The sequence below is a fragment of the Variovorax paradoxus genome (assembly GCF_009755665.1).
GTDB lineage: Bacteria > Pseudomonadota > Gammaproteobacteria > Burkholderiales > Burkholderiaceae_C > Variovorax > Variovorax paradoxus_G.
Genome location: NZ_CP046622.1, coordinates 445,246 through 470,511 on the forward strand (window position 1 = coordinate 445,246; position 25,266 = coordinate 470,511).

The 25,266-nt window shown below is 65.9% G+C and carries 24 protein-coding genes; 14 read left to right on the top strand and 10 right to left on the bottom strand.

The features are described 5' to 3' along the window. Positions 1-16: 16 nt before the first annotated feature. Positions 17-1,399 carry a chloride channel protein gene (locus GOQ09_RS02095; protein WP_157611663.1) on the bottom strand — a complete coding sequence of 461 codons (1,383 nt, stop codon included), beginning with the start codon at positions 1,397-1,399 and terminating at the stop codon, positions 17-19. A 107-nt stretch (positions 1,400-1,506) separates the two neighbouring features. Here GOQ09_RS02095 and ssb point away from each other — a divergent pair, with 107 nt between their 5' ends. Beyond that, positions 1,507-2,064: a single-stranded DNA-binding protein gene (gene ssb, locus GOQ09_RS02100; RefSeq protein WP_157611664.1), complete on the top strand. Its 558-nt coding sequence runs from the start codon at positions 1,507-1,509 to the stop codon at positions 2,062-2,064. A 75-nt stretch (positions 2,065-2,139) separates the two neighbouring features. On the opposite strand, the gene GOQ09_RS02105 is transcribed toward ssb, so the two are convergent. The 5 genes from GOQ09_RS02105 to GOQ09_RS02125 form a co-directional block, all read right to left on the bottom strand. After that, positions 2,140-2,610 carry a hypothetical protein gene (locus GOQ09_RS02105; protein WP_157611665.1) on the bottom strand — a complete coding sequence of 157 codons (471 nt, stop codon included), beginning with the start codon at positions 2,608-2,610 and terminating at the stop codon, positions 2,140-2,142. Between the two features lie 166 nt (positions 2,611-2,776). Further along, positions 2,777-3,814 carry a Csu type fimbrial protein gene (locus tag GOQ09_RS02110; protein ID WP_157611666.1) on the bottom strand — a complete coding sequence of 346 codons (1,038 nt, stop codon included), beginning with the start codon at positions 3,812-3,814 and terminating at the stop codon, positions 2,777-2,779. Next, entirely contained in the window at positions 3,811-6,129 is a 2,319-nt protein-coding gene (locus GOQ09_RS02115) for a fimbria/pilus outer membrane usher protein (protein ID WP_242630962.1), read from the bottom strand. The genes GOQ09_RS02110 and GOQ09_RS02115 overlap by 4 nt, the downstream gene beginning before the upstream one ends. 40 nt (positions 6,130-6,169) lie before the next feature. Continuing rightward, positions 6,170-6,895, bottom strand: coding sequence for a fimbrial biogenesis chaperone (locus GOQ09_RS02120; protein ID WP_242630963.1), 726 nt, complete (start codon positions 6,893-6,895; stop codon positions 6,170-6,172). A 19-nt stretch (positions 6,896-6,914) separates the two neighbouring features. Next, positions 6,915-7,421 (bottom strand): Csu type fimbrial protein, encoded by a 507-nt coding sequence (locus GOQ09_RS02125; RefSeq protein WP_157611669.1) that lies wholly within the window; start codon positions 7,419-7,421, stop codon positions 6,915-6,917. 353 nt (positions 7,422-7,774) lie between these two features. Between GOQ09_RS02125 and GOQ09_RS02130 the strand changes: the two genes are divergently transcribed. Next, positions 7,775-9,697, top strand: coding sequence for a sensor histidine kinase (locus GOQ09_RS02130; protein WP_157616547.1), 1,923 nt, complete (start codon positions 7,775-7,777; stop codon positions 9,695-9,697). Here GOQ09_RS02130 and GOQ09_RS02135 read toward each other — a convergent pair. Beyond that, the gene (locus GOQ09_RS02135; protein ID WP_157611670.1) at positions 9,694-10,407 is read right to left on the bottom strand and encodes a YebC/PmpR family DNA-binding transcriptional regulator; all 714 of its coding nucleotides are present in this window, start codon (positions 10,405-10,407) and stop codon (positions 9,694-9,696) included. The genes GOQ09_RS02130 and GOQ09_RS02135 overlap by 4 nt on opposite strands. Before the next feature lie 374 nt (positions 10,408-10,781). On the opposite strand from GOQ09_RS02135, the gene GOQ09_RS02140 reads away from it, so the two are divergent. From GOQ09_RS02140 to mnmA, 4 genes are all read left to right on the top strand, one after another. Then, positions 10,782-11,162: a helicase SNF2 gene (locus GOQ09_RS02140; RefSeq protein WP_157611671.1), complete on the top strand. Its 381-nt coding sequence runs from the start codon at positions 10,782-10,784 to the stop codon at positions 11,160-11,162. A gap of 323 nt (positions 11,163-11,485) precedes the next feature. Beyond that, positions 11,486-12,091: a DUF6891 domain-containing protein gene (locus GOQ09_RS02145; protein ID WP_157611672.1), complete on the top strand. Its 606-nt coding sequence runs from the start codon at positions 11,486-11,488 to the stop codon at positions 12,089-12,091. A gap of 67 nt (positions 12,092-12,158) precedes the next feature. Next, positions 12,159-13,145, top strand: a complete 987-nt coding sequence (locus GOQ09_RS02150) for an LLM class flavin-dependent oxidoreductase (RefSeq protein ID WP_157611673.1) — start codon at positions 12,159-12,161, stop codon at positions 13,143-13,145. A gap of 50 nt (positions 13,146-13,195) precedes the next feature. Continuing rightward, the gene (gene mnmA / locus GOQ09_RS02155; protein ID WP_157611674.1) at positions 13,196-14,308 is read left to right on the top strand and encodes a tRNA 2-thiouridine(34) synthase MnmA; all 1,113 of its coding nucleotides are present in this window, start codon (positions 13,196-13,198) and stop codon (positions 14,306-14,308) included. Between the two features lie 27 nt (positions 14,309-14,335). On the opposite strand, the gene GOQ09_RS02160 is transcribed toward mnmA, so the two are convergent. From GOQ09_RS02160 to GOQ09_RS02170, 3 genes are all read right to left on the bottom strand, one after another. Continuing rightward, the gene (locus GOQ09_RS02160) at positions 14,336-14,815 is read right to left on the bottom strand and encodes an NUDIX hydrolase (protein ID WP_157611675.1); all 480 of its coding nucleotides are present in this window, start codon (positions 14,813-14,815) and stop codon (positions 14,336-14,338) included. Positions 14,816-14,828: 13 nt separating this feature from the next. Then, the gene (locus GOQ09_RS02165; protein WP_157611676.1) at positions 14,829-15,266 is read right to left on the bottom strand and encodes a DUF4019 domain-containing protein; all 438 of its coding nucleotides are present in this window, start codon (positions 15,264-15,266) and stop codon (positions 14,829-14,831) included. A 121-nt stretch (positions 15,267-15,387) separates the two neighbouring features. Further along, positions 15,388-16,101, bottom strand: a complete 714-nt coding sequence (locus GOQ09_RS02170; protein ID WP_157611677.1) for a response regulator transcription factor — start codon at positions 16,099-16,101, stop codon at positions 15,388-15,390. A gap of 404 nt (positions 16,102-16,505) precedes the next feature. On the opposite strand from GOQ09_RS02170, the gene GOQ09_RS02175 reads away from it, so the two are divergent. From GOQ09_RS02175 to GOQ09_RS02210, 8 genes are all read left to right on the top strand, one after another. Then, positions 16,506-17,636 carry a Re/Si-specific NAD(P)(+) transhydrogenase subunit alpha gene (locus tag GOQ09_RS02175; protein ID WP_157611678.1) on the top strand — a complete coding sequence of 377 codons (1,131 nt, stop codon included), beginning with the start codon at positions 16,506-16,508 and terminating at the stop codon, positions 17,634-17,636. A gap of 35 nt (positions 17,637-17,671) precedes the next feature. Beyond that, the gene (locus tag GOQ09_RS02180) at positions 17,672-18,001 is read left to right on the top strand and encodes an NAD(P) transhydrogenase subunit alpha (RefSeq protein WP_126748827.1); all 330 of its coding nucleotides are present in this window, start codon (positions 17,672-17,674) and stop codon (positions 17,999-18,001) included. Further along, positions 17,998-19,422 carry an NAD(P)(+) transhydrogenase (Re/Si-specific) subunit beta gene (locus tag GOQ09_RS02185; RefSeq protein WP_157611679.1) on the top strand — a complete coding sequence of 475 codons (1,425 nt, stop codon included), beginning with the start codon at positions 17,998-18,000 and terminating at the stop codon, positions 19,420-19,422. Before GOQ09_RS02180 ends, GOQ09_RS02185 begins: the two co-directional genes overlap by 4 nt. A gap of 103 nt (positions 19,423-19,525) precedes the next feature. Continuing rightward, complete coding sequence (locus GOQ09_RS02190; protein WP_157611680.1) at positions 19,526-21,205, top strand: long-chain-fatty-acid--CoA ligase; 1,680 nt, start codon at positions 19,526-19,528, stop codon at positions 21,203-21,205. A 50-nt stretch (positions 21,206-21,255) separates the two neighbouring features. After that, entirely contained in the window at positions 21,256-22,260 is a 1,005-nt protein-coding gene (locus GOQ09_RS02195; RefSeq protein ID WP_157611681.1) for an ABC transporter permease subunit, read from the top strand. An 8-nt stretch (positions 22,261-22,268) separates the two neighbouring features. Next, positions 22,269-23,174 (top strand): ABC transporter permease subunit, encoded by a 906-nt coding sequence (locus tag GOQ09_RS02200; protein ID WP_157611682.1) that lies wholly within the window; start codon positions 22,269-22,271, stop codon positions 23,172-23,174. Next, a complete protein-coding gene (locus tag GOQ09_RS02205) occupies positions 23,171-24,202 on the top strand; it encodes an ABC transporter ATP-binding protein (RefSeq protein ID WP_157611683.1) in 1,032 nt (343 codons plus the stop codon). Before GOQ09_RS02200 ends, GOQ09_RS02205 begins: the two co-directional genes overlap by 4 nt. Then, positions 24,199-25,242, top strand: coding sequence for a peptide ABC transporter ATP-binding protein (locus tag GOQ09_RS02210; protein WP_278189365.1), 1,044 nt, complete (start codon positions 24,199-24,201; stop codon positions 25,240-25,242). Before GOQ09_RS02205 ends, GOQ09_RS02210 begins: the two co-directional genes overlap by 4 nt. Positions 25,243-25,266 lie beyond the last annotated feature (24 nt).

A 25,266-nucleotide genomic window follows, 5' to 3' on the forward strand; every position in this document is an offset into this window, starting at 1 on the left:
TAGTCCGCCCTGCATTTCATGGCGAGGGGGCGGGTTGAGAGGCTTTCTCCGCGGGAGCTTCGGGCCCCGGCCGGTGCACCGGTGCGGTGCTGCCGATGGCCCGGCCGACCATGTGCTCGGCCAATGTCTCGTAGAGCGGGCGGCTGATCATGCGGGAGACCAGGCTGGCCAGCATGGCCGAAGCCATGAGGCTCAGCACCATGGAATGGCCGTCGACCATTTCCATCACGATGATGAAGGCGGTGAGCGGTGCCTGCGTGACCGCGGCCAGGAAGCCGGCCATGCCCATCGCGATGAGTGCGGGCCCGAGGTCGCTGCCGGCCAGCCCGGCTACCGCATCGCCGATGCCCGCGCCAATGGACAGCGAAGGCGCGAAGATGCCGCCAGGCACGCCGCACCACGCGGTGAGCCAGGTGGCAATGAACTTGAGAGCGGTGTAGAGCGGTGTAAGTTCGTCATGGCCCTGCAGCATCTGCTTGACCGCTTCGGACCCCGCACCGAACGTGACCCCGCCCGTCACCAGCCCGATGACGGCCACCGCGAGCCCGCCGCAGGCCGCGAAGCGCACCGGAAAGCGTGCCCGCCAGCGGTTGAGCCGCCCGGCCGTGCCGGTCAGCGACGCAATCAGCAGGCGCGCGAACAGCCCGCCTGCCGCGCCGCTCAGCAACGCGACCAGCAGCCCGGGCCCGAGCACGTCCCAGCCCAGCCGCGGCACGCGGATCACGCCGAAGTAGCTGGTATTGCCGAATGCCGACACCGCCACCAGGCCCGCCAGCACGATGGCCGTGATGATCAGGCCGCTGGAGCGCGCCTCCAGCCGGCCCGACAGTTCTTCGATGGCGAACACCACGCCCGCCAGCGGCGCATTGAAGGCTGCCGCAATGCCCGCCGCCCCGCCCGCCACCAGCAGCGCGCGGGAGTCGATGGTGGTGTTGGGCGACAGCCAGCGCCGCGCATGCTGCATCACGCCCGCCGCAACCTGCACCGAGGGGCCTTCGCGCCCGATCGACAGCCCGGCCGCGAAGCCCGCAACGCCCAGCCCGATTTTTGCGACCGTCAGCCGGAGCGACGCGAAGACGAAGCGCCGCTCCTCCGGCAGCGCCGGATGCAGCGCCGCCTTGATCTGCGGAATGCCCGAACCGCCCGCACCCGGAAAGAAGCGCAGTGTGAACCACACGATGGCCGCGGTGACGAGCGGCGTGGTCAGCAGCACGGCCCAGGGCCACGCCTGGTAGAAGCGGTGGAACTGGCCGAAGACCCAGTCGCTGGCAACTGTGAAGCCCACCACGAAGAGGCCGGCCGCAATGGCGTAGCCGAGCACGATGGCACGGTCGAGCCAGATGCGGCCCCCGCGCAATTCGGCGCGCAAGTGCTCGAAAAAGTCAGGTTCTCTGTTCATGCGGAACGCCCATTCTGGCACCCGGAGGGGGTGGGGGCGGTTGCCTGGGGCACAATCGAGGGTTCCTTTCAACCTCCTCCTCCATCTACTTATCAGGGGCAGTGCATATGGCATCGGTCAATAAAGTCATCGTCGTCGGCAACCTGGGGCGCGACCCCGAAATGCGTACCTTCCCAAGCGGCGACCAGGTGGCAAACGTCACCGTGGCCACCACCGATCGCTGGAAAGACAAGCAAAGCGGCGAAATGCGCGAAGCCACCGAGTGGCACCGCATCGTTTTCAACGGCCGCCTGGCCGAAATTGCCGGCCAATACCTGCGCAAGGGCTCGCAGGTGTATGTCGAAGGCAGCCTGCGCACGCGCAAGTGGACCGACAAGGACGGCATAGAAAAGTACACCACCGAAATCCGCGCCGACCAGATGCAGATGCTGGGTAGCCGCCAGGGCCAGGGCGGCCCCTCGGGCGGTCCGGAGGACGACGGCGGTTATTCGCAGGGTGGCGGCGGTGGCGGCTACTCGCAAGGCGGTGGCGGTGGCGGCGGTGGCGGCGGTTATGCCCCCCGTGCACCCGCCGCGGCACCGCGCGCTCCGGCGGCGGCGCCGCGCCAGGCACCGGCCAAGTCGTCGTCGGGCTTCGACGACATGGATGACGACATTCCGTTCTGAAATCGATTCATCGGAATTTGCCGATCGAAAGCCTGCAGTTCATCGCTGCAGGCTTTTTTTCTGGAGCGCAGCCAGTCAGTAGGTCACCGTCACCCGCATCGCATTGCTGCCATCGCCGGCTGACGCCGCGGCTTGCGGTGGGGCGGAGCCTGTGGTCGCCGCCATCGCACCGATGACCCCTTGCCAGGCGGAAGCGAGGCTGTCGCGGCCGTCCGCATCGTTTCCGGCCACCATGAGCGTTGTCTCGCCGATCTTGTCGAAACGGTACTCGCGGCCCTTGATGGCCACCGACTTCATGTTGGTCCAGACGCGGTATTCATGCCCGCCCTTGACCGGTGTGACCTCGAGCACCTTGAAGGTCGGCAGAACGACCATCGAGATGGTGAAGCGGGCCGTGGAACTGTTCATGCCGTGCGTCGGCTCCGCGGAACTGAGCCGCAGCGGTAGCGGCAGCAAGAACAGCAGCATGCCGGCGGCAGCCAACGGTTGCGCTATTCGCGTCGGGCGCAGGGCAGTTGCACCTGCAGCGGACATGTTTCCGGACATTGGAACTCCTCCTCTCGTCGCAACCGGGTGGAGGGCATCGCATTGATGCCCTGTCCTGGTTTATCGGCAGAGTCGCGGGAAAATGAAGGCCGTCTGCGCCATTCTTTACCCATAACCTGCCAATGGCTAGCAGGTTTTTCCGCACCGGCTTGCTTGCCGGCGGAGTTCAGTAGGTCACGCTGACCGTCACCACGTCGCGGTAGTTGTCCGGCCGCACGTTGGCGTTGGTGCCGAGAACGCGTCCATACAAGGTCAGCGCCTGGGCGGCTCCGTTGCCTGTGCCCGCAGCAACGTTCCCGCCTGTGCCCGCGACGCTGCCCCAGACGGAATTGCGCGCGGCGTTGCGGTAGAGCTGATAGGGCACCGTCTCGGCGTTGCCGGGCACGCCGCCTGTCGGCGTCATCGTTCCTGCGCCGGTCGTCGAGCCATTCGAAGGCGTCAGCGCAACCGTGTACGGGGTGGGCGTGGTGCAGGTGACGTTGATCGTGCTGGTCTGGTCCCTGTCGGCTTGGCCCGGCAGGCCGTTGATGGTGCCGAAGTTCAGCGGGTCCGCGGTGACCAGGCAGCTCTTGGCGACTGTTGCGGTGACCAGGAAGGCGAACCTGCCGGGCTGTATGGTGTCGCAGGTCGCCGGCATGGCGGAAGTGCTCCTCGACAGCGTGATCGAGGTGTGGTCCCCGACGAAGTTGTCCTGGTACGAACCTGGAGGCACCGCGCCCTGGAGGGGGAGCAGTTCGCCGCGCATGGTGGTGCTTCCCGTCACCCGTCCGAGGCCGCCCGCAGTCGTACGGCGAGGAATGCTCATCGTGACGGAGAACGGGTTCGGCACCTGCGCGTTGCCGTTGGAGCCCCACACGGTGCCGCTCGTTGCCTGGTACAGCTGGAACCTCAATTGATTCCCGGCGGTGGTCTCCATCACTCGTGGATTGAAGTTCCCGAGGCCCTCGTTGCCGTCGCCGATGTTGAAGCAGACCCTGACCTGCTCGATGGCGGTGGTGCTGTCGTTGGTGCAGTTGTAGTTCAGCGTCGCGGTGGTGGGCGCCGCCGTGGCCCCGTTGACCAGCTCGACCGTGCCGAAGACCAGGTTCGTCATCGTCGCGTTGCAGCTGACCGCCGCCTGCGCGGGGCCCGCCGGCAGCCACCAGAGCAGCGCAAAGAGCAGGGGCAGGCCGAGGGCCTGCAAAGAGCGGGTCAGAAGGCTCATGGCGTCTTGGTCTCCTTGGCGCAGCGCAGCGGGCCGATCTGCGGAATTCCCGAGGCTTCCTTGCGATAGTCGAAGCTCGCGCGGCAGCGGCCAGAAGGCGTCTGTACGTCGAGCGTGTTCCGGGGCTGGAGCGATTCGAGGTACACCGCGCCGTCGAAGCCGACCAGGGCGGGCTCGCCGCCTTGGGCGTTGGCGCGCACGCGGCTGCCCAGCGGCAGGGGCTTGCCTGTCTCGTCCACCAGAATCAGTGCGGCCGCGCTGACCGGCGTGATGCCGAAGCGCACCAGCGTGCCGGCGCGGTCGCTCGGCGTGGCAATGGTCTTCACGCGTTCGATCCTCACGTCGGCGGGCAATTGCATCGGGTCGATGGAAAGCTGGTTGTTCTGATAGGCGCTGAGCGGGGCCACCAGCAACATGCCGTTGCCGTCGGTCGTGCCGATGTCCCGGTTCTCCAGCCTTACCGGTACGCCGGCGATGCCGTCGGTGGAGACCACCGCAAATGCGTCGTCGATGCGGCGGGCCGCGAACGGCTGGCCGCCCATGAACACGACCGAGCCGGTGGCTCCGGCATAGGCAAAACGGCTGTCGCCGAGCACGCTGATGCCGGCCATGGCGCGGCCGTAGCGGCCCAGGTAGTCGATCTCGGCCTGTCCGCCGTTCTGGCCCCCGCCCTGGCGCAGGCCGGCGCGCCAGCCGACACCGCCTTCGCCCGGCGTGGAGCTCTGCGCATCGACGGTGTAGATGTTGCGGTCGCGCTCGCGCTGAAGGCCGGCGCTGGCCGTGACGTTGCCGTCCAGCGCCCAGGTGAAGCCGACGAAGAGGCTGCGCTCGCGGCGGTCGTCGAGGTTCTGGTTCAGGCTGACGTTCACCGAGGCATTGCGGCCCACGCCCCTGAACCAATAGACGCTTGCCAGGCGCGTTGCCTGCTGCGCGGGATAGCGCAGGTAAAGATAGCTGAGGCCGAAGCTGCCGAAGCTGCCCGTGGTGTAGCCGATGGACGCGCGGCCCGAACCGCGCGGCGGCGGGCCGCCGTAGAGGGATGCAACGTCGCGGTATTCGCCGCGCGTGCGGGTGCCTTCGACGGCAAAGTTGAATTGGTTGTCGCGCCAGCTGTAGCCCAGGTTCATCAGGGAACCCTGCTCTCCGCCGTAGCTGCTGTGCGCCACGGCGCCTGCGACCACGCCGCTCTGCCCGAGCAGCCATGCGCCGCCGACGCCGCCCTTGACCAAGCCTCGAGTCGCCTCGCCATGCGCCTCCAGCGTGAAGCTGTTGCTCACACCGTAGCGCCAGGTGCCGCTGGCCGCGGCGTCGCTGCCGTAGTCGAAGGAGCGCAGGCCGTAGCTCTTGCGCACCATGCCGAGATCGACAGACCAGTCGGAAAGGCCCGCCTGCAGCAGCCGCTGCGTGTCGTAGAGCGAAAAATCGAGCGTTGTTGCGCGGCCGAAGGCGTCGGTGAGCACCACCTGCGCGTTGCCGGCACCGTTGATGCTCGGCACCGTCTTGAGCTGGAAAGGCCCCGCCGGCACCTGGCCCGAGTACTGGCGCAGGCCGTTGATATAGAGCTCCACCTGCGAGGGCAGCGTGGCCGATCCCAGGAACGCCGGCAGTGGCGTGGTGGTGCGATAGGGTTGCAGCGCAAAGTTGCGCGAAAGCTGGATGCCGCCGATGCGGGTGGAGCGCGACCACGGCAGCGAAGCCGTGGTGGTGTCGCCCACGCGAAGCGTCAGCATTTCATCCGGGAACGACTTGCTCCAGGTGGTGTCGAGCCGCACGGAGTCATGCTGCCAGCCCTCGCCGTCGAGGCGGGCTGCGCGCGACATCAGGGTGTTGCTGAACACGGCGCTGCCGCTGAATGCGCGCAGTTCGGTCAGCGCGTTGAAGCTGGACGTATTGCCCCGGCCCTGGGTGCCGTAAAGGTCGTAGTTGAGCAGCAAGCCGGGCGCCGCATTGGCCTTTTGTGCGACGAGGGTCGAGGTGTCGACCACGGTCGTGGGCAGGCGCAGCACGTCGGCCGAGGCAATGATCGCCAGGCGCTGACCCGCAGCGTCGTAGTCGACCTGTACGCCCGGAAGGCTCTTGAGCGGCACGGGGTCGGATACGCCTGGCGGCAGCACGAAGCCCAGCTGCCGCAGCGTGGCGGCGGCGGCCCAGAGTTCCTTGCCGCGCAGGCCGAAATGAACCAGTCCCTGGGGATTGCCATTGAGGCTCAGTTCCAGGAAGAGGTCGCCGCCGCCGGTTCCGGCGAGGTTTTCTTCCGCAGACGCGGCCACCAGCGAGCTGGACACGGCTGCAACGTTCTGGGCCTGAGCGGCCAAGGACGTCAGACCGGAAAGAAGCAACAGTGGCAGCAGGCGCTTAGCGGACGCGTGGGAGCGGCGGGATGTTTTCCTGCGTCGCGTTGCCATTGATCTTCGTTTCCAGAACGCCCCCGAGGGCGAATGTTTCTGCGGATGTCTTCAGTGGCCAGCGCATCCGGGCGCCGGGCAAGACATAGCCCATCAGTCCGGCATGCACGGGTGTGCGACGGCCGACGGTGTCTACAAAATCCAGGTCGGCCAGCTGCGCGTGCATGCCGCCGTTGTTGGCGACTTCGAGTACGGCCTGGCCTTCTTCCCTGCGAAGAGACCATGTGAGCTGGGGTGCGGGCGACTGCGCGCCGGCGCCCGCGGCCGCGATGAAGATGGGCACCGAATAGCGCAGCACCAGCTGCAGGCCCTTCTTTTCCTTCATCTCGACCGGCAGCTCATCGATGATGACCCGGTACGAGCCTTCAACCCCACCGGCAGTGGCGCCGGTGCGGATGACGCGGATCAGCTGGCGCTCGGAGGCGCCCACCTGCACCATCGGCGGACTTACGAGAAGTTCGCGCGAGGTTGTGAGCTTTTCGGCGCCGTTTTCCTGCGTCCACTGATAGACACGTACCTGGGCGTGCACCACCGTGTCGCCGGTATTGCTAAGCCAGAGGCCATCCGCGTTCTGCGTGGCCTGGAGCGTCAGCGTGACCGGCGAAACCTGCAGTCCGCTCGCCGAGGCGAACGCGTGCGCCAAGGCGAGCGCGAGGGCGGCGGTGTAACGGAGCATGTGGTGCACGGGGAGTCGATCAGTAGTTGACCTGGACGGTCACGGTGTCGGAGTAGGAACCAGGGGTCACATTGGCGTTCGCGACGGTGGCGAACACAGGGATCACCTGCGCGGCGCCCGTGCCGGTGCCGGCCACGCCGTTGCCCACCGTGGTGGGGGTGGCGGTGTTGCCCCAGACCGGACCCGTGGCGCTTACCGAACGCAGTTGGTACGCAACGGTGTCCGGATTACCAGGCGGGGCGGACATTACACCGGCACCCGCGGTGTTGGTGTTCGAGGGCATCAGGCCCACGTTGTACGGCGTCGTCTTGGAACATGTAACGCTGATGTTGCTGGAAGCAACCAGGCCGGTGGCAGACGAAGCGACCGTGCTGAAGTCGATGTTGGAGGCGTTACCTGCGGTAACCGAGCATGCCTTGGCGACCGTGATCAGTACCTGGAAGGTAGACGAAGACGTTGCGGCCATTGCAGCGCTGGTGGCCGTGATGGCGAGGATGGAGGCGAGGAGAAGAGAGGGTTTTTTCATGAAAGATGCCAACAGTTGTAAAAAAAACGACGGGGGAACGGGTGCGGATGGTGCCGGCTATTGTCGTTTGTGAATAGTAGAATAGTTCACACAATTGCACATTTAGTTGCAATGAGTGCAAAGTATTTAACAATCGTTGTTACATCTCTGAGGCCTTCGCCCGGCGCTCGCCATTCGTAAAAACGTAAAAATCGGTCCCAAACGCGGACAAAATGTTGTCAATACGACTTTGAGGACACGTCGGTGCGCCCATGAGCTCCGCATTCCCGCGCCGGCTGCGTGCGCGCCTCCTCGAACGCTTTGGCAAATACCGTTTCGCGTCGTTCTGGGCGAACGCGGTGCTGGTCGTTTCCATGGCGCTGCTCGTGGCGATAGCGGCCTACTTCAGCGCGACCGACGCCGAGCATGAATCGGCGGTCCTGCACATGGTGCGGGCCGACTGGCAGGAAGAAGATGCGGACGCCCCGCGCTTCAGCCCGTTGCCGCTTGCCGCGGACAGCAAGGCCCTTCCACACGCCTGGCAACCCGTCGAGTTGCCCCGGGCGTTGCCGATTGCCTTGCTGCGCCAGGCCGAGGGCAGCGCATCCACCGGCGCAACCCGCATCACCTGGCTACGGATTTCAGCGCGCGAACTGCCCGCCACTTCGGCGCCGCTTGCGCTGTATGGCGCGCGGATCAAGACGGACGGCCCCATTGCGGTGTATGCCAACGGTCGGCTGGCGTACCGCGCGCAAGTGCAAGGCCTGCTTTGGAACAGCACCCGCACGCCGCTGTGGGCCTTGCTGGGCAAGACGCCTGACGGCGCGCCTCTGGACGAGATCCTGCTTCGAATCGAGCACAGGCAAACCGTGCAGGTGGCGGTTTCATCGCTGTGGCTGGGCCCCGTCGAGGCGCTGGAAGTCCGCCATCGCATGCGGCAGTGGCTCCAGCAAGACCTGCCGGCCATGCTCAGCGCCGCCTTCATGGCGGTGGGCGTATTCGCGCTGTTCGTGTGGTTCAAGCGCAGCCACGAAACCGGCTACCTGCTCTTCTTCAACCTGGCGATCACATCGTTCCTGCGAAGCCTGCATTTCTATGTTGCCGTGCCGATTGCCAACGACTGGTTCGCCTGGCTGACCGTCAACTCGCTGTTCTGGCTGGTGGCGGTGGTGCACTTCGCGTTGCGCCAGCTGCACGGCCGGCGGCTCGGGTGGCTGACCTTTGCGGTGGTGGCGTGGACCGTGCTGATCGGCGTGCTGACACTGCCGGGGCCGGCCATCCTGAGAAACACCCCGCAAGTCACGCCGCTGATCTACATCGGGGCTGCACTGATGGGCGTGACCGTGGCGCTGGTGGGCGGCATCAGCGCCTGGAAGCGTTCCAGCGAAGGGAGGCTGGTGGCGGTCGGCATCGGCGCCTGCGTGCTGCTGGGCGTGTCCGACTGGCTGCTGCAGAACAACTTCGTCAGTCCCGAGGGCTGGTACCTCGGCGCGTACACCAATGCAGTGACGTTCAGCGTATTCGGAGTGCTGATGTACCGGCGCTACGTCAACGCCATTGCCGAGGTGGAGCGGGTCAACGCCGGCCTGGCCGAGCGCCTCCAGGCCCGCGAGGCCGAGCTCGAGCGGAGCCACCAGCGGCTGCGCGAGGTCGAGAAGCTGCAGACCATCAGCGACGAGCGCCAGCGCCTGATGCAGGACATGCACGACGGCCTGGGCTCGTCGCTGATCAGCGCCATCCGTTCGGTGGAAAGCGGCGGCATGAGCGACGACAAGGTGTCGCAGGTACTCAAGAGCTGCCTGGACGACCTGAAGCTGACCATCGACTCGATGGAGCCGCTCGAAGACGACCTGCTGCTGTTGCTCGCCACGCTGCGCTACCGGCTGGGCCCCCGGCTCGAGAGCTCGGGCGTCGCCCTGCAGTGGAACGTGCAGGAGCTTCCTGCACTGGAATGGCTCGACCCGACCAGCGCGCTGCACATATTGCGCATCGTCCAGGAGAGCATTGCCAACATCCTGCGCCACACACTTGCCACCGAAATCCGCGTGGCCACCGCGACAGATGCTTCAGGCGTGCATGTGACCATCGAGGACAACGGGCAAGGCTTCGATGTCGAAAAGGCGTTGCGGGAGGCCGGGGGGCGCGGCATGAACAACCAGCAGCGCCGGGCCCAGGTGGTGGGCGGCGACGTCTCCTGGCGCTCAGGGGCGCAGGGCACGCTTTTCACGCTGTGGCTGCCGCTCGTGCGCGGCGCTCAGCCGGCCGGCGCAGGCTCCGCGGCCCCGCTCGGGGCCTAGCCGGCCAAGCCCACGAACACGTTCTGCACGTCGTCGTTCGCGTCGATGGCCGCAAGAAAGACTTCGACCTCTTCCAGGTGTTCGGCGCTGAGGCTGGCGGGATCGACCGGGTTCTTGGGCTTGTAGCCCAGCTTGGCCGACAGCACGGTGAAGCCCTGGGCCGGCAGCGCGCGGCTCACGAGGTCGAGATCGGTGGGGTCGGTCAGGAACACCGTGGCTCCGTTCTCGCCGGCCGGCTCGAAATCTTGCGCACCCGCTTCGATGGCGGCCACCTCGGCGTCGGCATCCGGCCGCGAGGGTTCGGCCTCGATCATGCCCAGGTGGTCGAAATCCCATGAGACCGAGCCCGAGGTGCCCAACTGCCCCTTGCGGAACAGCACGCGCATTTCAGGCGCAGTGCGGTTCACGTTGTCCGTGAGGCATTCGACCATCACGGGCACCTGGTGCGGCGCAAAGCCTTCGTAGATCACGTGCTCGAAATTCACCGCCTCGCCCGTGAGCCCGGCGCCCTTCTTGATGGCGCGGTCCAGCGTGTCCTTGGGCATCGACACCTTGCGGGCCTGCTCCACCACCAGCCGCAGCCGTGCGTTCGAGGCCGGATCGGCGCCGCTGCGAGCGGCGATCATGATTTCCTTGGCCAGCTTTCCGAACAGGCGGCCCTTGGCATTGGCGGCCAGGTCCTTGTGCTTTGCTTTCCACTGTGCGCCCATGCTGATGTTCCTGTGTGTTGTGTGGACGGCGTTGCCTTGCCTGGCCTGCCTGGAGGAGGGCCGAGGGGCTGGACAGCCGGTTTGGGGCGACTACTTTAGCCGGAGCCCGCAGCCAGCGATTTTCTTCCAGGAAGCTCAGGTCTTCTGCCGCTAGGCACTGCCATTGTTTCCGTTCTGTGAACGCCGAGGTTCCTTTTGATGAGGGTTTTTACTTAGAGAACGGCGCACAATTCATCTCACAGACCGGCCCCCAAGCCGATCTGGGTGAACAGGGCCCCGAGCGAGGTGGCCGCCCCCCGAAGGGACGGTGACCCACCCAAGACCGGTTCGAAATCATCCAAAGTCAAAACTGAACTGAATTGAAGGAAATCAAAATGAACGCCTCGAAGATCCTCTCCGCCGTTGCTGTTGCCCTCATGGCCGTTGCCGGTGCCGCCCACGCCGAAACCTATGAAGGCGTGCATCAACTGACCTCGGCCGCCAGCCGCGCCGAAGTCGCCAGCCAGGCCGTGGTTGCCGCACACAGCGCCAACCCCTATGCCACCGGTGCCAACGCTGGCCCGGCCCAAGTGTTCGTCTCGTCGAACAGCCGCGACACGGTCCGTGCCGGCGCTGTTGTAGCCGCCCGCAGCGCTGATCCGTACGCCGAAGGCGCTTCCGCCGGCGTCGCACCCATCGTCGCCAGCACGGTGGACCGCGCGACGGTGCGTGCCGCAGCCCGCGCTGCCGCTCGCGGCGACTCGCTGCCGCTGTAATACCCGGCGAGCGCTCGCTCCAGAAGCCGGCCATGCGAAAGCGTGGCCGGCTTTTTCATTTTCGCCATGCCGTCGGGCCGTCGGACCGTCAGCGCTCGGCGGCCGTCTGGCGAGATGAAGTCCATAGCCTGCAAAAGAGGCGGCGAGCATAGCCAGTCCTGCGTGCCGTGTTGGCCGTGGTTGATTCGCCACGTGGGCGGATGCTTTCGCACTACAACCAGGCCGCTGACCTGAACGGAGCATGCCGGGGTTTGGTCGCAGCCCGGTACGATCAGGTTCGCTGCCGCGGGCCTTCAGCCCTGCGCGCGTTGAACCGAATACGCATGGCACTCACCCTCGACCCCGAAGACACACGCCAACGCATTCACGACCTGGTGTGGTCCGGCTTCCATCCGGACGGCGACATCGAACCGATGATCACCGACGAGTACCTCGACCCTGACGAACTCACGGCCGAAGACCGCGCCTGGGTCAGGACCGAAGTCGCTCGCGCCTGCGCCGACAAGCGCGCCGCCGAGGCCGGCTGGCCCGCGGAGACGGAGTACGACCGGCTCGAGGGAGTGTTTGCCCGGTTGCGCAGCGAAAAGGTCATTGCGCTGCACCGTGCCGGCAATTCCCTGGCCGACGGCCATGACGACGTGCGTGAACAGTGGCGCGCCGCCGGGCGGCTCGCGTCCGGTATTCGCGGCTGCTGCTTCTACCACTCGCAGGACCTCGACGCCGCCGTGCGCACCGGACGCCTGCACCTGGCATTCAGCGGCGGCATGATCCCCGAGACCGATCAGCGCGAGGCGAACACATTCATGATTGGAGACCGCATCGTCGAATTGCTGCGGGCCGCCGGCTTCGGTGCGCAATGGAGCCGCAACATCGACGAGCGCATCGAGGCCGACCTGGGCCGGTGGCGCAAGCGAAGCCCCCCGGCCTGAGCTGCCTACCAGAGCGCGGAATAGCCTGCACAAGCAAGGACCGCCGGATCGCGCCATCATCCCGCCCATGATTCCGTTCTCGATCCTCGACCTCTCCCCGATCACCGAGGGAAGCGACGCCGCGCAGTCGTTCCGCAACTCGCTCTCGCTTGCGCAGCACGGCGAAAAGCTGGGTTACACGCGTTACTGGCTGGCCGAGCACCACGGCATGCCGGGCATCGCGAGCGCCGCGACCGCGGTGCTGCTGTCGTACATCGGGGCGGGCACCTCGACCATCCGCATCGGTGCCGGCGGCGTGATGCTGCCCAACCATTCGCCGCTGGTGATTGCCGAGCAGTTCGGCACGCTGGAGTCGCTGTATCCGGGGCGCATCGACCTCGGCCTGGGCCGCGCGCCCGGCTCCGACCAGCGCACCGCGCGCGCGCTGCGCCGCAATCTCGAGTCCGACGCCGACCGCTTTCCGCAGGACGTGGTCGAGCTGATGGATTTCATGTCCAAGGAGCCCCAGCAGCCCGTGCGCGCGGTGCCCGGCGCGGGGCTCGAGGTGCCGGTGTGGATTCTGGGCTCGAGCACTTTCGGCGCCCAGTTGGCCGCGCACCTGGGCCTGCCTTATGCGTTTGCCTCGCACTTTGCGCCGCAGCAGCTCATGCAGGCGATCCAGATCTATCGCGAGACCTTCAAGCCCTCGGCCCAGTTGCAGAAGCCGTATGTGATGCTGGGCTTCAACGTGTTCGTGGCCGATACCGATGAAGAGGCGGAATTCCGCGCCACCTCATGGCAGCAGGCCTTCGTGAACCTGCGCAGCGGCCGGCCGGGGCGCCTGCCGCCGCCTGTCCAAAACTATCGGCAGAAGGTCGGCCCGGCGGAGAACGCGCTGCTCGACTCGGTGCTGTCGTGTTCGGCCGTGGGCTCGCCTGCCAGGGTGCGCGAAGGCGTGCAGGCCTTCATCGAACGCACGGGCGCGGACGAGCTGATGATCACCTCGCAGGTGTTCGACCACGTGGCGCGGCTGCGCTCCTACGAGCTGCTGGCCGGCCTGCGCAGCCAGGGCTGATTTCCCCCACGCCGCCCGCCCCGGTGCGGGGCTGGGACAATGGCGGGCTTATGGAAAAGCAACGGATCGTGGTGGGACTGAGCGGCGGAGTCGATTCCGCGGTGACGGCGCACCTGCTCAAGAAGCAGGGGCACGAGGTGGTCGGCATCTTCATGAAGAACTGGGAAGACGACGACGACAGCGAATACTGCTCGTCGAACATCGACTTCGTGGACGCCGCCAGCGTGGCCGACGTGCTCGGCATCGAGATCGAGCACGTCAATTTCGCGGCCGACTACAAGGATCGCGTATTCGCCGAATTCCTGCGTGAATACAAGGCCGGCCGCACCCCCAACCCCGACGTGCTGTGCAATGCCGAGATCAAGTTCAAGGCCTTTCTCGATCATGCAATGCGCCTGGGGGCAGAGAAAATCGCCACCGGCCACTACGCGCGCGTGCGCCTGAACGAGGCCACGGGCAGGCACGAACTCCTCAAGGGGCTCGACCCGTCCAAGGACCAGAGCTACTTTTTGCACCGGCTCAATCAGGCGCAGCTGTCGAAAACGTTGTTTCCCGTGGGCGAACTGCACAAGACGGAAGTGCGCCGCATTGCCGAAGAGATCGGCCTGCCCAACGCGAAGAAGAAGGATTCGACCGGCATCTGCTTCATCGGCGAGCGGCCGTTCCGCGAGTTCCTGAACCGCTACATCTCCAAGGAGCCGGGCCCGATCAAAGACGACCGCGGCCGCAAGCTCGGCGAGCACCAGGGCCTGAGCTTCTACACGCTGGGCCAGCGGCAGGGGCTGGGCATCGGCGGCGTCAAGGACAAGGGCGCGCAGCGTGGTTCGGGCGACCACTCGCCGTGGTTCGTGGCGCGCAAGGACGTCGAAAAGAACACGCTCTGGGTGGTGCAGGGCCATGACCATCCTTGGCTGCTGTCTTCTGCGCTCACGGCCGGCGATGCGAGCTGGGTCTCCGGCGAGGCGCCCGCACCGGGCAGCTACGGCTCCAAGGCGCGCTACCGCCAGGCCGATGCACCGTGCGATCTGAGCGGAACGGACGATGCCGGAGCCGAGGCGGCCTTCAGCCTGCGCTTCGGCGACCCGCAGTGGGCCGTCACGCCCGGCCAGTCGGCCGTGCTCTACGACGGCGAGCGCTGCCTGGGGGGCGGCGTCATCGTCTGATTCGTGCGAAGGCGTGCGCTGCAGCCTTCAGCGCACCGATTCATCGACGTGAATCAGCTCGAGCGGATACCGCTTCCCGGCCAGATAGTCTTCCACGCACTGCAAAAGCAGCGGGCTGCGGTGGCGCGGCACGCTGGCGCGAATTTCATCGGCGCTCATCCACACGGTGCGCACAATGCCTTCGTCGAGCGCCCGGCCTGTTTCTTCCGGGCCGAGCGTTCCGGCAAAGGCAAAGCGCATGTAGGTCACGTCTTCCTTGCTGCCGGTGCGATGGCTCGAGCGCGCCATGTAGATGCCGATCAGCGCGGTGGGCGTGAAGGCGTGGGCGGTTTCTTCGAGCGTTTCGCGGGCACAGCCCTCGACGGGCGATTCGCCGGGGTCGAGGTGCCCCGCCGGCGTGTTGAGCCGGAGGCCTTGGGCCGTGTGCTCCTCGATCAGCAGAAAGCGGCCGTCTTGCTCGATGACCGCAGCCACGGTGACATTGGGTTTCCAGCGCGAGGTCGTCATCGTCTTGGGCTTTCTAGCGCAGCACATAACCGCTGAAGCGCCAGACGCGGTCGCGGTCCAGGTGAAAGCTCACGAGTTCGCGCAGGGTGCCGTCGGGCTTGTTGCTGAAACGGGTCTCGTACTCGATGCTGACATACTGGCCGGCCGTGTCGGTTTCCGGGTCGGCCACCGCCTGGCGGTTGACTGCAACCCATGTGCGCTGCAAAGGCGCGCCGAGCGGCGAACGGCTCCTGGAAACCCTGGCCAGGAAGTCAGTGCGGGTCACGCGCTTGCGGGTTGCCGGAGTGGCACCCTCCCAGAGTTCGTCGGCCTTGCCCTGGTCGATCATCTGGATTGCCTGGATTCCGCCTCGTACCATGTCGCTGGCTTCCACGTCTTGCGCGGCTGCGGCGCCGACGAGAAGGCTCCAGAACATCGCGGCAATCAGCAGCCGCCTGGCGGTTGGTTTCATCGATTTCATTCCTGTGGCTGTCGAAGCAAGCAATTGGAGACAGTATCTACGCAGAGATTCCCCGCTTGGTCGAGCCAACGTGGCCGTGCCGCCGGTACGCGCGGCGCAATCTGCGCTTCGCCTAGCGCGCGAGCAAGCCGGAACGTGTGTTCGGCTCCACGGTTTCCAGCCTGTAGCCCATGCCGTAGATGGCCAGCAGCAGGAACCCGCTCGACGGGCGCAAGGCGAGCTTGGTTCTCAGGCGCGAGACATGGGTGTCGAGCGATCGTGAGAGCGCCTCCACGCCAAGACCCCACACTGCCTCATGAAGATGCTCGCGCGACAGCAGGCGGCCCATGTTCTGGAACAGGAAAAGAGCGAGTTCGTACTCGCGGTTTTTGAGGTCGACCTGCACGCCCTTGACCTTCAGGACGCGCGACGGCGGGTAGAAGTGGTAATCGCCGAACACCAGTTCCACCTCGTGCTGGGCGGGGTAAGACCGGCGCAGGAGTGCGTTGACCCGGGCTTCGAGCTCCTTGGCATGGTCCGGATTGGCCATGAAGTCGTCGGCGCCGGCGTTGAGCCCTTCAACCACCTCGGGGTCGTCGCGCTCCGCGTTGACAAAAAGAATGGGAAGGCGGCTCTTGAGGTCGTTACGGACGGTCTTCACCACGTCGATGCCCCGGATGTCGGGCAACCCCCAGTCGAGAATCAGGAGATCGAAGGTTTGCCGGCGCAGTGCCTGCAGCAGTGTCCGTCCTTCGGTGTAAGGGTGGCATTCGTGCCCGAACCCCGCCATTGCCTGATTGATCAGGTGAAGCTGATCAGGCTCGTGATCAAGTACTGCGATACGCATTCCGTCCCCTTCTTCCGACCGTGCAGCCTCTGAGTGCTGTCGAAGAAGTGTATCTATCTGCGTCTGCGGCAATGAACGTTGCATGCAATTAATGCACGTTATTGAACTTTATCCCGGCAAACTGACAGCAGTTGGGAACAATTGAAAACAAATCTGTTTTTCCGAGAGGCGCGCGCTCTGCGTTCTGATCGGCCCATGAAAACAACATACGTGGCCTCATTGCGCCTGCCTATGGGCGACCGTGATTCCGGCCCCCGGAACCGCTAGCATTTATGTAGCTACAAACGCAATGATCACGGTCATCAAGCGCCAATAGATACTGCGATTCAGGCGACAGTGGTGGCCGTAATCTTGCTGTAAGCTCTGCCCGCGTTCCGTGTTGCCCTTGCCCTGAGGAGATTTCTATGCTGATAGGCGTGCCTGCCGAAACGACGGCCGGCGAAACCCGTGTGGCCGTTACACCCGAAACGGTGAAGAAACTTGTCACTGCGGGGCACACGATTCGCGTGCAGTCCGGAGCCGGCGTTGCAGCCAGCGTCACCGATGCCGCCTACATTGCAGCCGGTGCTGAAATCACCGACGTGGCGGGCGCCTTCGGGGCCGACATGGTGCTCAAGGTGCGCTCGCCGAATGACGCCGAAGCCGCGCTCATGAAGCCGGGCACCGTCGTCATTGGCATGCTCAACCCCTTCGACGCCGCCGGCCTGCAGCGGCTGGCCACGGCCGGGCTCACCGCCTTTGCGCTCGAAGCCGCCCCCCGCACCACCCGGGCCCAGAGCATGGACGTGCTCAGCTCGCAGGCCAACATTGCGGGCTACAAGGCCGTGATCATGGCGGCCGACAAATACCAGCGCTTCTTTCCCATGCTGATGACCGCCGCCGGCACCGTGAAGGCGGCACGCGTGGTCATCCTGGGCGTGGGCGTGGCGGGCCTGCAGGCCATCGCCACGGCCAAGCGCCTGGGCGCGGTCATCGAAGCTTCGGACGTGCGCCCGAGCGTGAAGGAGCAGATCGAATCGCTCGGCGGCAAGTTCATCGAAGTGTCCTACGACACCGACGAGGAGAAAGAAGCCGCCGTGGGCGTCGGCGGCTACGCCAAGCCCATGCCCGCGAGCTGGCTCGCGCGCCAACAGGTCGAGGTGGCCAAGCGCGTGGCGCTGGCCGACATCGTCATCAGCACCGCGCTCATTCCCGGCCGCGCGGCACCCACGCTCATCACCGAGGACATGGTCAAGTCCATGAAGCCCGGCTCGGTGATCGTCGACATTGCCGCCGGCAAGGGTCCGGACGGCATGGGCGGCAACTGCCCGCTGTCGGAGGCCGACCGCACGGTGGTGAAGCACGGCGTGACCATCGTGGGCGAAACCAATCTTCCCGCGCTGGTGGCGGCCGATGCGTCGGCGCTCTATGCGCGCAACGTGCTGGACTTCCTCAAGCTCATCGTCACCAAGGAGGGCGCGCTCAAGATCGACCTCGAGGACGACATCGTCGCCGCCTGCCGCGTTGCGCACGACGGCCAGGTCACGAAGAAGTAAGCGGCCCCCCAGCGTTCGAACGAGGAGAAGAACCCATGGACATCGTTTCCCACACAGTCATCAACCTGATCATCTTCGTGCTGGCCATCTACGTGGGCTACCACGTGGTGTGGACGGTGACGCCCGCGCTGCACACGCCGCTCATGGCGGTGACCAACGCGATCTCGGCCATCGTGATCGTGGGCGCCATGCTCGCGGCGGCGCTCACCGAAACCGGCCTGGGCAAGACCATGGGCGTGCTGGCGGTGGCGCTGGCCGCGGTGAACGTCTTCGGCGGCTTCCTCGTCACGCGGCGCATGCTCGAGATGTTCAAGAAGAAAGAAAAGAAGGCCGCACCCAAGGCTGAAGAGGGAGTCGCCAAGTGAGCATGAATCTCGTCACGCTGCTGTACCTCGTTGCCAGCATCTGCTTCATCCAGGCCCTGAAGGGCCTCTCCCATCCCACCACCTCCATCCGGGGCAACGTCTTCGGCATGACCGGCATGGCCATTGCCGTGCTGACGACCGGCGCGCTCATCTACAAGCTGGCGGGCGGCAGCCTCACCGGCCTGGGCTACGTGCTGGTTGCGCTGGTGCTGGGCGGCGGCCTGGGTGCCTATATGGCCAACAAGGTCGAGATGACCAAGATGCCCGAGCTGGTCGCCTTCATGCACAGCATGATCGGCCTGGCCGCGGTGTTCATCGCCGTGGCGGCCGTGGCCGAGCCGTATGCCTTCAACATCACGCCCAAGGGCGAGATGATTCCCGCGGGCAACCGGCTCGAGCTGTTCCTGGGTGCGGCGATCGGCGCCATCACCTTCAGCGGCTCTGTCATCGCCTTCGGCAAGCTGTCGGGCAAGTACAAGTTCCGCCTGTTCCAGGGCGCGCCGGTGCAGTTTGCCGGCCAGCACATGCTGAATCTGGTGCTCGGCGTGGCCACCATCGGGCTGGGCCTGGTGTTCATGTTCACCGAAAGCTGGCCCGCCTTCTTCGCGATGCTGGCGCTGGCCTTCGTGATGGGCGTGCTCATCATCATTCCGATCGGCGGCGCCGACATGCCGGTGGTGGTGTCGATGCTCAACAGCTACTCGGGCTGGGCGGCGGCGGGCATCGGTTTCAGCCTGAACAACGCAATGCTGATCGTGGCCGGTTCGCTGGTGGGCTCTTCGGGCGCAATCCTGAGCTACATCATGTGCAAGGCCATGAACCGCTCGTTCTTCAACGTGATCCTGGGCGGCTTCGGCGGCGACGCAGCCGCAGCCACAGGCGGCGCGAAGGAGCAGCGTCCGGTCAAGAGCGGCAGCGCCGACGACGCAGCCTTCGTGCTCGGCAATGCCGAGACGGTGGTCATCGTGCCGGGCTACGGCCTGGCGGTGGCACGTGCGCAGCATGCAGTGAAGGAACTGGCGCAAAAGCTCACCGACAAGGGCATTACCGTGAAGTACGCCATTCACCCGGTGGCCGGCCGCATGCCGGGCCACATGAACGTGCTGCTGGCCGAGGCCGAGGTGCCGTACGACCAGGTGTTCGAAATGGAAGACATCAACGGCGAATTCGGCCAGGCCGACGTGGCCATCATCCTGGGCGCCAACGACGTGGTGAACCCCGCCGCGCACACCAAGGGCAGCCCGATCTACGGCATGCCGATTCTCGAAGCCTACAAGGCCAAGACGGTGATCGTGAACAAGCGCTCCATGGCGGCGGGCTATGCCGGCCTGGACAACGAGCTCTTCTACATGGACAAGACGATGATGGTCTTTGGCGATGCGAAAAAAGTAGTGGAAGATATGGGCAAGGCCATCGAATAGGCCAAAGGTTCCGCGCCCGCGCAGCGCGGGCCAGATCATCGCGGCGCCATCAAGTGCGCCGTTTTCGTTTTTCAAATACCCGATTTTTGGAGGAGACACATCCATGACCGATCGTCCCTGGCTCGGCAGCTACCCGCAAGGCGTGCCTGCCGATATCGATCCTTCCCAGTACCAGTCGCTGGTGGCGCTCATGGAAGAGAGCTTCGCCAAGTACGCCGACCGCACGGCCTACAGCTTCATGGGCAAGGACGTGAGCTACGGGGAGACCGACAAGCTCAGCAGGGCGTTCGCGGCTTACCTTCAAGGCCTGGCACTGGCCAAGGGCGACCGGGTCGCGGTCATGATGCCCAATTGCCCGCAGTACCCGATTGCGGTGGCGGCCATCCTGCGCGCCGGCCTCATCCTGGTGAACGTGAACCCGCTGTACACGCCGCGCGAACTCGAGCACCAGCTCAAGGATTCGGGCGCCAAGGCCATCATCATCATGGAGAACTTCGGCACCACGCTGCAGCAATGCATCGCGGCCACGCCCATCAAGCACATCGTGCTGGCGGCCATGGGCGACCGGCTCGGTTTTCTGAAAGGTGCGCTGGTCAACTACGTGGTGCGCAACGTCAAGAAGCTGGTGCCGCACTTCAGCCTGCCCGGCGCGGTGCGCTTCAACGATGCGCTCGACCAGGGCGCGGGCCGCACGCTGCAGCTGCCGGTGATCGGGCCCGACGACGTGGCCGTGCTGCAGTACACCGGCGGCACCACGGGCGTTTCGAAGGGGGCGGTGCTGCTGCACCGCAACGTGATTGCCAACGTGCTGCAGTCCGAAGCCTGGAACGAGCCCGCCATGGCGCAGGTACCGGCGGGCGAGCAACCCACGGGCGTTTGCGCGCTGCCGCTGTATCACATCTTCGCTTTCACGGTGGGCATGATGCTGAGCATGCACACGGGCGGCAAGCTCATCCTCATTCCCAATCCGCGCGACCTGGCGGGCGTGCTCAAGGAACTCTCCAAGCACACGATCCACACCTTCCCGGCGGTCAACACGCTGTTCAACGGGCTGGCGAACCATCCGGATTTCAACACCGTCAACTGGAAGAACCTCAAGGTCTCGGTCGGCGGCGGCATGGCCGTGCAAGCCGCGGTGGCCAAGCTCTGGCTCGAGAAAACCGGCTGCCCCATCTGCGAGGGCTACGGTCTTTCCGAAACCTCGCCTTCGGCCACCTGCAACCCGACCGACAGCAAGGCCTACACCGGCACCATCGGACTGCCGCTGCCGAGCACCTCGCTCAAGCTGCTCGACGACGAGGGCCGCGAGGTGCCGCCGGGCCAGCCGGGCGAAATCGCAATCAAGGGCCCGCAGGTGATGGCGGGCTACTGGCAGCGGCCCGACGAAACCGCCAAGGTCATGACGGCCGACGGCTACTTCAAGACCGGCGACATCGGCATGGTCGACGAGCGCGGCTACTTCAAGGTGGTCGACCGCAAGAAGGACATGATCCTGGTGTCGGGCTTCAACGTGTACCCGAACGAGGTCGAAGACGTGGTGGCGCAGATTCCGGGCGTGCTCGAATGCGCCGCGGTCGGCATCGTCGACGAGAAGACCGGCGAGGCCGTCAAGCTCGTAATCGTCAAGAAGGACCCTTCGCTGACCGAAGCGCAGGTTCGCGAATACTGCAAAGCAAACCTAACGGGTTACAAGCAGCCGAGGATCGTGGAGTTCCGCACCGACATGCCGAAGACCCCTGTAGGAAAGATCCTGCGGCGCGAGTTGCGGGACGCCAAAAAGTAAGGGTTCGGCCCGGGTAGGGCGGCGGCATCGATCTTGCATATTGCGGGTCGATGCTTCGCTTCCTACTCACGCGCGTGAGCTTGCTGGTGCCGACCTTCATCGGCATGACGCTGCTTGCCTTCTTTCTCATCCGGCTGGTGCCGGGCGACCCCATTGAAACCATGGCCGGCGAGCGCGGGATCGACCCTGCGCGCCACGCCCAGCTGCGCACGGCCTACGGCTTCGACAAGCCGGTGATCGTGCAATACGGCATCTATATCGGCCGCGTGCTGCAGGGCGATCTCGGCAAGTCGCTCATCACGCAGGACTCGGTGATGAGCGAGTTCCTGGCGCTATTCCCAGCCACGATGGAGCTGGGCGTGTGCGCAATTGCCTTTGCGCTTCTGCTGGGGCTTCCGGCCGGCATTCTTGCGGCGGTGCGCCGCAATTCCATCTTCGATCACGGCGTGATGGCCACCTCGCTCACCGGTTATTCGATGCCGATCTTCTGGTGGGGGCTGCTGCTGATCCTGTTCTTCTCGGTGCAGCTGGGGTGGACGCCCGTTTCAGGCCGCATCTCGGTGCAGTATTTCGTCGAACCGCAGACCGGCTTTCTTCTGATCGACTCGCTGCGCGCCGGCGAGACCGACGCCTTCTGGTCCGCGCTGCATCACCTGATTCTCCCGGCGATCGTGCTCGGCACCGTGCCGCTTGCGGTCATTGCGCGCATGACGCGCTCGGCCATGCTCGAGGTGCTTGGCGAAGACTACATCCGCACCGCACGCGCCAAGGGCCTTTCGCGGTTTCGGGTGGTGGGGCTGCACGCGCTGCGCAACGCGCTGATCCCGGTGGTCACGGTCATCGGCCTGCAGGTGGGCGTGCTCTTTACCGGCGCGATTCTGACCGAGACCATCTTCTCCTGGCCCGGCGTCGGCAAGTGGCTCATCGAGGCCATCGGGCGGCGCGACTATCCGGTGCTGCAGGGCGGCATGCTGCTGCTCGGCGGCATCGTGATGCTGATCAACCTGCTGGTCGACGTGACCTATGGCGTCATCAATCCACGCATCCGGCACTGACTGATTCCATGGCAACGACACACGCAGTTTCAAGCAGTGCAGGGGGTACGGCACCCCCCGGGCCCTGGCGCGAGTTCTGGACGGCCTTCTCGGCCAACCGCGGCGCGGTGATCGGCCTTGCCACCATCGTCCTGCTGTTGTTCGTTGCGCTGTTCGCGCCGTGGATCGCGCCGCATGCGCCCAACGAGACCAACAGCGCCGTCTTCCTGCTGCCGCCGGCATGGCAGCAGGGCGGCTCCGTGAGCTATCTGCTGGGCACGGACGCCATCGGGCGCGACATTCTTTCGCGGCTGATGTACGGCGCGCGCCTCTCGCTGTCCATTGGCGTCGCGGTGGTGGCGCTGTCGGTGGTCGTCGGCGTGGTGCTCGGGCTGGTCGCGGGCTTCTTCCGCGGCGTGCTGGAGATCGCGATCATGCGGCTGATGGACATCGTGCTCACGATGCCCAGCCTGCTGATGGCCATCGTGATCGTGGCGATTCTCGGGCCGGGGCTGATCAACGCCATGGTCGCGGTGGCCATCGTCGTGCTGCCGCACTACGTGCGCATCACGCGCGCGGCGGTGATTGCCGAGATCTCGCGCGACTACGTGACCGCCGCGCGCGTGAGCGGCGCCGGCACGCTGCGGCTGATGTTCCGCGAAGTGCTGCCCAACTGCGCGGCGCCGCTGATCGTGCAGGCCTCGCTCGGCATCTCGACCGCCATCCTCGACGCGGCGGCGCTGGGCTTCATCGGCCTCGGCGCGCAGCCGCCTTCGCCCGAATGGGGAACGATGCTCGCCGACGCACGCGAGTTCGTGCTGCGGGCCTGGTGGGTCGTCACTTTTCCGGGCCTGGCAATTCTTGCGGCCGTGCTGGCCTTCAACCTGCTCGGCGACGGCCTGCGCGATGCGCTCGACCCGAAGCTCAAGAGATGAACATGCTCCTGGACATCAAGGACCTGCACGTCGAATTCCCCACCCAGGGCGGCGTGCTGCACGCGGTCGACGGCGTGAGCCTTTCGCTCGAGGAAGGCGAGGTGCTCGGCATCGTCGGCGAATCGGGTTCGGGCAAGAGCGTGACGATGATGGCGCTGATGGGGCTCGTCGGCTTTCCGGGCCGCGTGCGCGCGGACCACATGCGCTTTGCAGGCAAGGAGCTGCTCGGTATTTCCGACAAGGCGCGCCGCACGCTGGTGGGCAAGGAAGTCGCAATGATCTTCCAGGAGCCGACCACCAGCCTCAACCCGTGCTTCACCATCGGCTTCCAGCTCATGGAAACGCTGCGGCTGCACCTGCATCTGGACAAACGCACCGCAAGGAAGCGCGCGACCGAGCTGCTCGAACAAGTCGGCATACCCGCCGCCTCGTCACGCCTGGGCAGCTACCCGCACCAGCTTTCGGGCGGCATGAACCAGCGGGTGATGATCGCGATGGCCATTGCCTGCAACCCGCGCCTGCTGATCGCCGATGAGCCGACCACCGCGCTCGACGTGACCATCCAGGCCCAGATCCTGGACCTGCTGCGCGAGCTGCAGAAAGAGCGCGGCATGGCGCTGGTGCTCATCACGCACAACATGGGCGTGGTCAGCGAAATGGCGCAGCGCATTGCGGTGATGTATGCAGGCCAGGTCATGGAGCAGCAGCGCGTGGATCGCCTCTTTGCAAACCCGCAGCACCCCTACACCGAGGCCTTGCTGGCGGCTCTGCCCGAACGCGCCGCGCCGGAGGGCCGGCTCGCCACCATCGCGGGCGTGGTGCCGGGCGTGCACGACCGGCCGGAGGGCTGCCTCTTTGCGCCGCGCTGTAGCTACGTGACGACGAAGGCCTGCAACGTGAGGCCGGCGCTGCGCGCGGCGCCATCGCAGCCAGGCGCCCAGGTGCGCTGCCACTTTCCGCTCGGCGAGCCCGGGCGCATGGCGGCCATCGAGGCGGACCGGCCCAAGGTGGTGGAGGCATTGTCGTGAGCGCGCTGCCGGGCGACGTCGTCGTGGAGGCGCGCAACCTGCAGCGCACCTACGACGTGCGGCGCGGGCTGTTTCGTCCACCGGCGCAGTTGCGCGCGGTGGGCGATATTTCTTTTCGCATCGAGCGCGGCCGTACGCTCGCCGTCGTCGGCGAATCGGGCTGCGGAAAGTCCACGCTCGCGCGCATGGTCGCGCTGATTGAAAAGCCGACCGCCGGGCAGCTCACGCTGGTCGGCCACGATGCCGTCAGCCCCCACCCCGACCAGCGGCGCGAGCTGCGGCAGGCCGTGCAGCTGGTGTTCCAGAACCCCTACGGGTCGCTGAACCCGCGCAAGAAGATCAGTACGGTGCTCGAGGACCCGCTCGCCATCAACACGAGTCTTGGCAAGCCGGAGCGTGCCGCCAAGGCCCGCGACATGCTGGCGCGCGTGGGGCTTCGGCCCGAATACGCGAACCGCTATCCCCACATGTTTTCGGGCGGCCAGCGCCAGCGCATTGCCATTGCGCGCGCGCTCATGCTGGAGCCGCGCCTGCTGGTGGCCGACGAGCCGGTGTCGGCGCTCGATGTGTCGATCCAGGCGCAGGTGCTGAACCTGCTGGCCGATCTGCAGGCCGAGCTCGGCCTGGCCTATCTCTTCATCTCGCACGACCTCGGCGTGGTGCGGCACATTGCGCACGACGTGCTGGTGATGTACCTCGGCCATGCGGTGGAGCAAGGGCCCAAGGCGCGCATCTTTGCGCGGCCGCTGCACCCCTACACGCAGGCGCTGCTCGCTTCCACGCCTGGTCTGAGCAGCCAGCGCATCGTGCTCAAGGGCGAGTTGCCTTCGCCGCTCAACCCGCCCACGGGCTGCGTCTTCAGCACGCGCTGCCCGCATGTGACGCAGCGCTGCCGCGACGAGCGGCCCCCGCTGCGCGCGCTCGACGAGCGGCTGGTGGCCTGCCACTACGCCGAGAAGTTTCTCGACGGCTCGCCACCGGTTCGCGCCGATGCGCCGTTGTCTCCGCCGTTCGCCGCGCCCGTGGCGACGAATCTCTAGTTCTCTTCCACCGTGCCTGAAGGA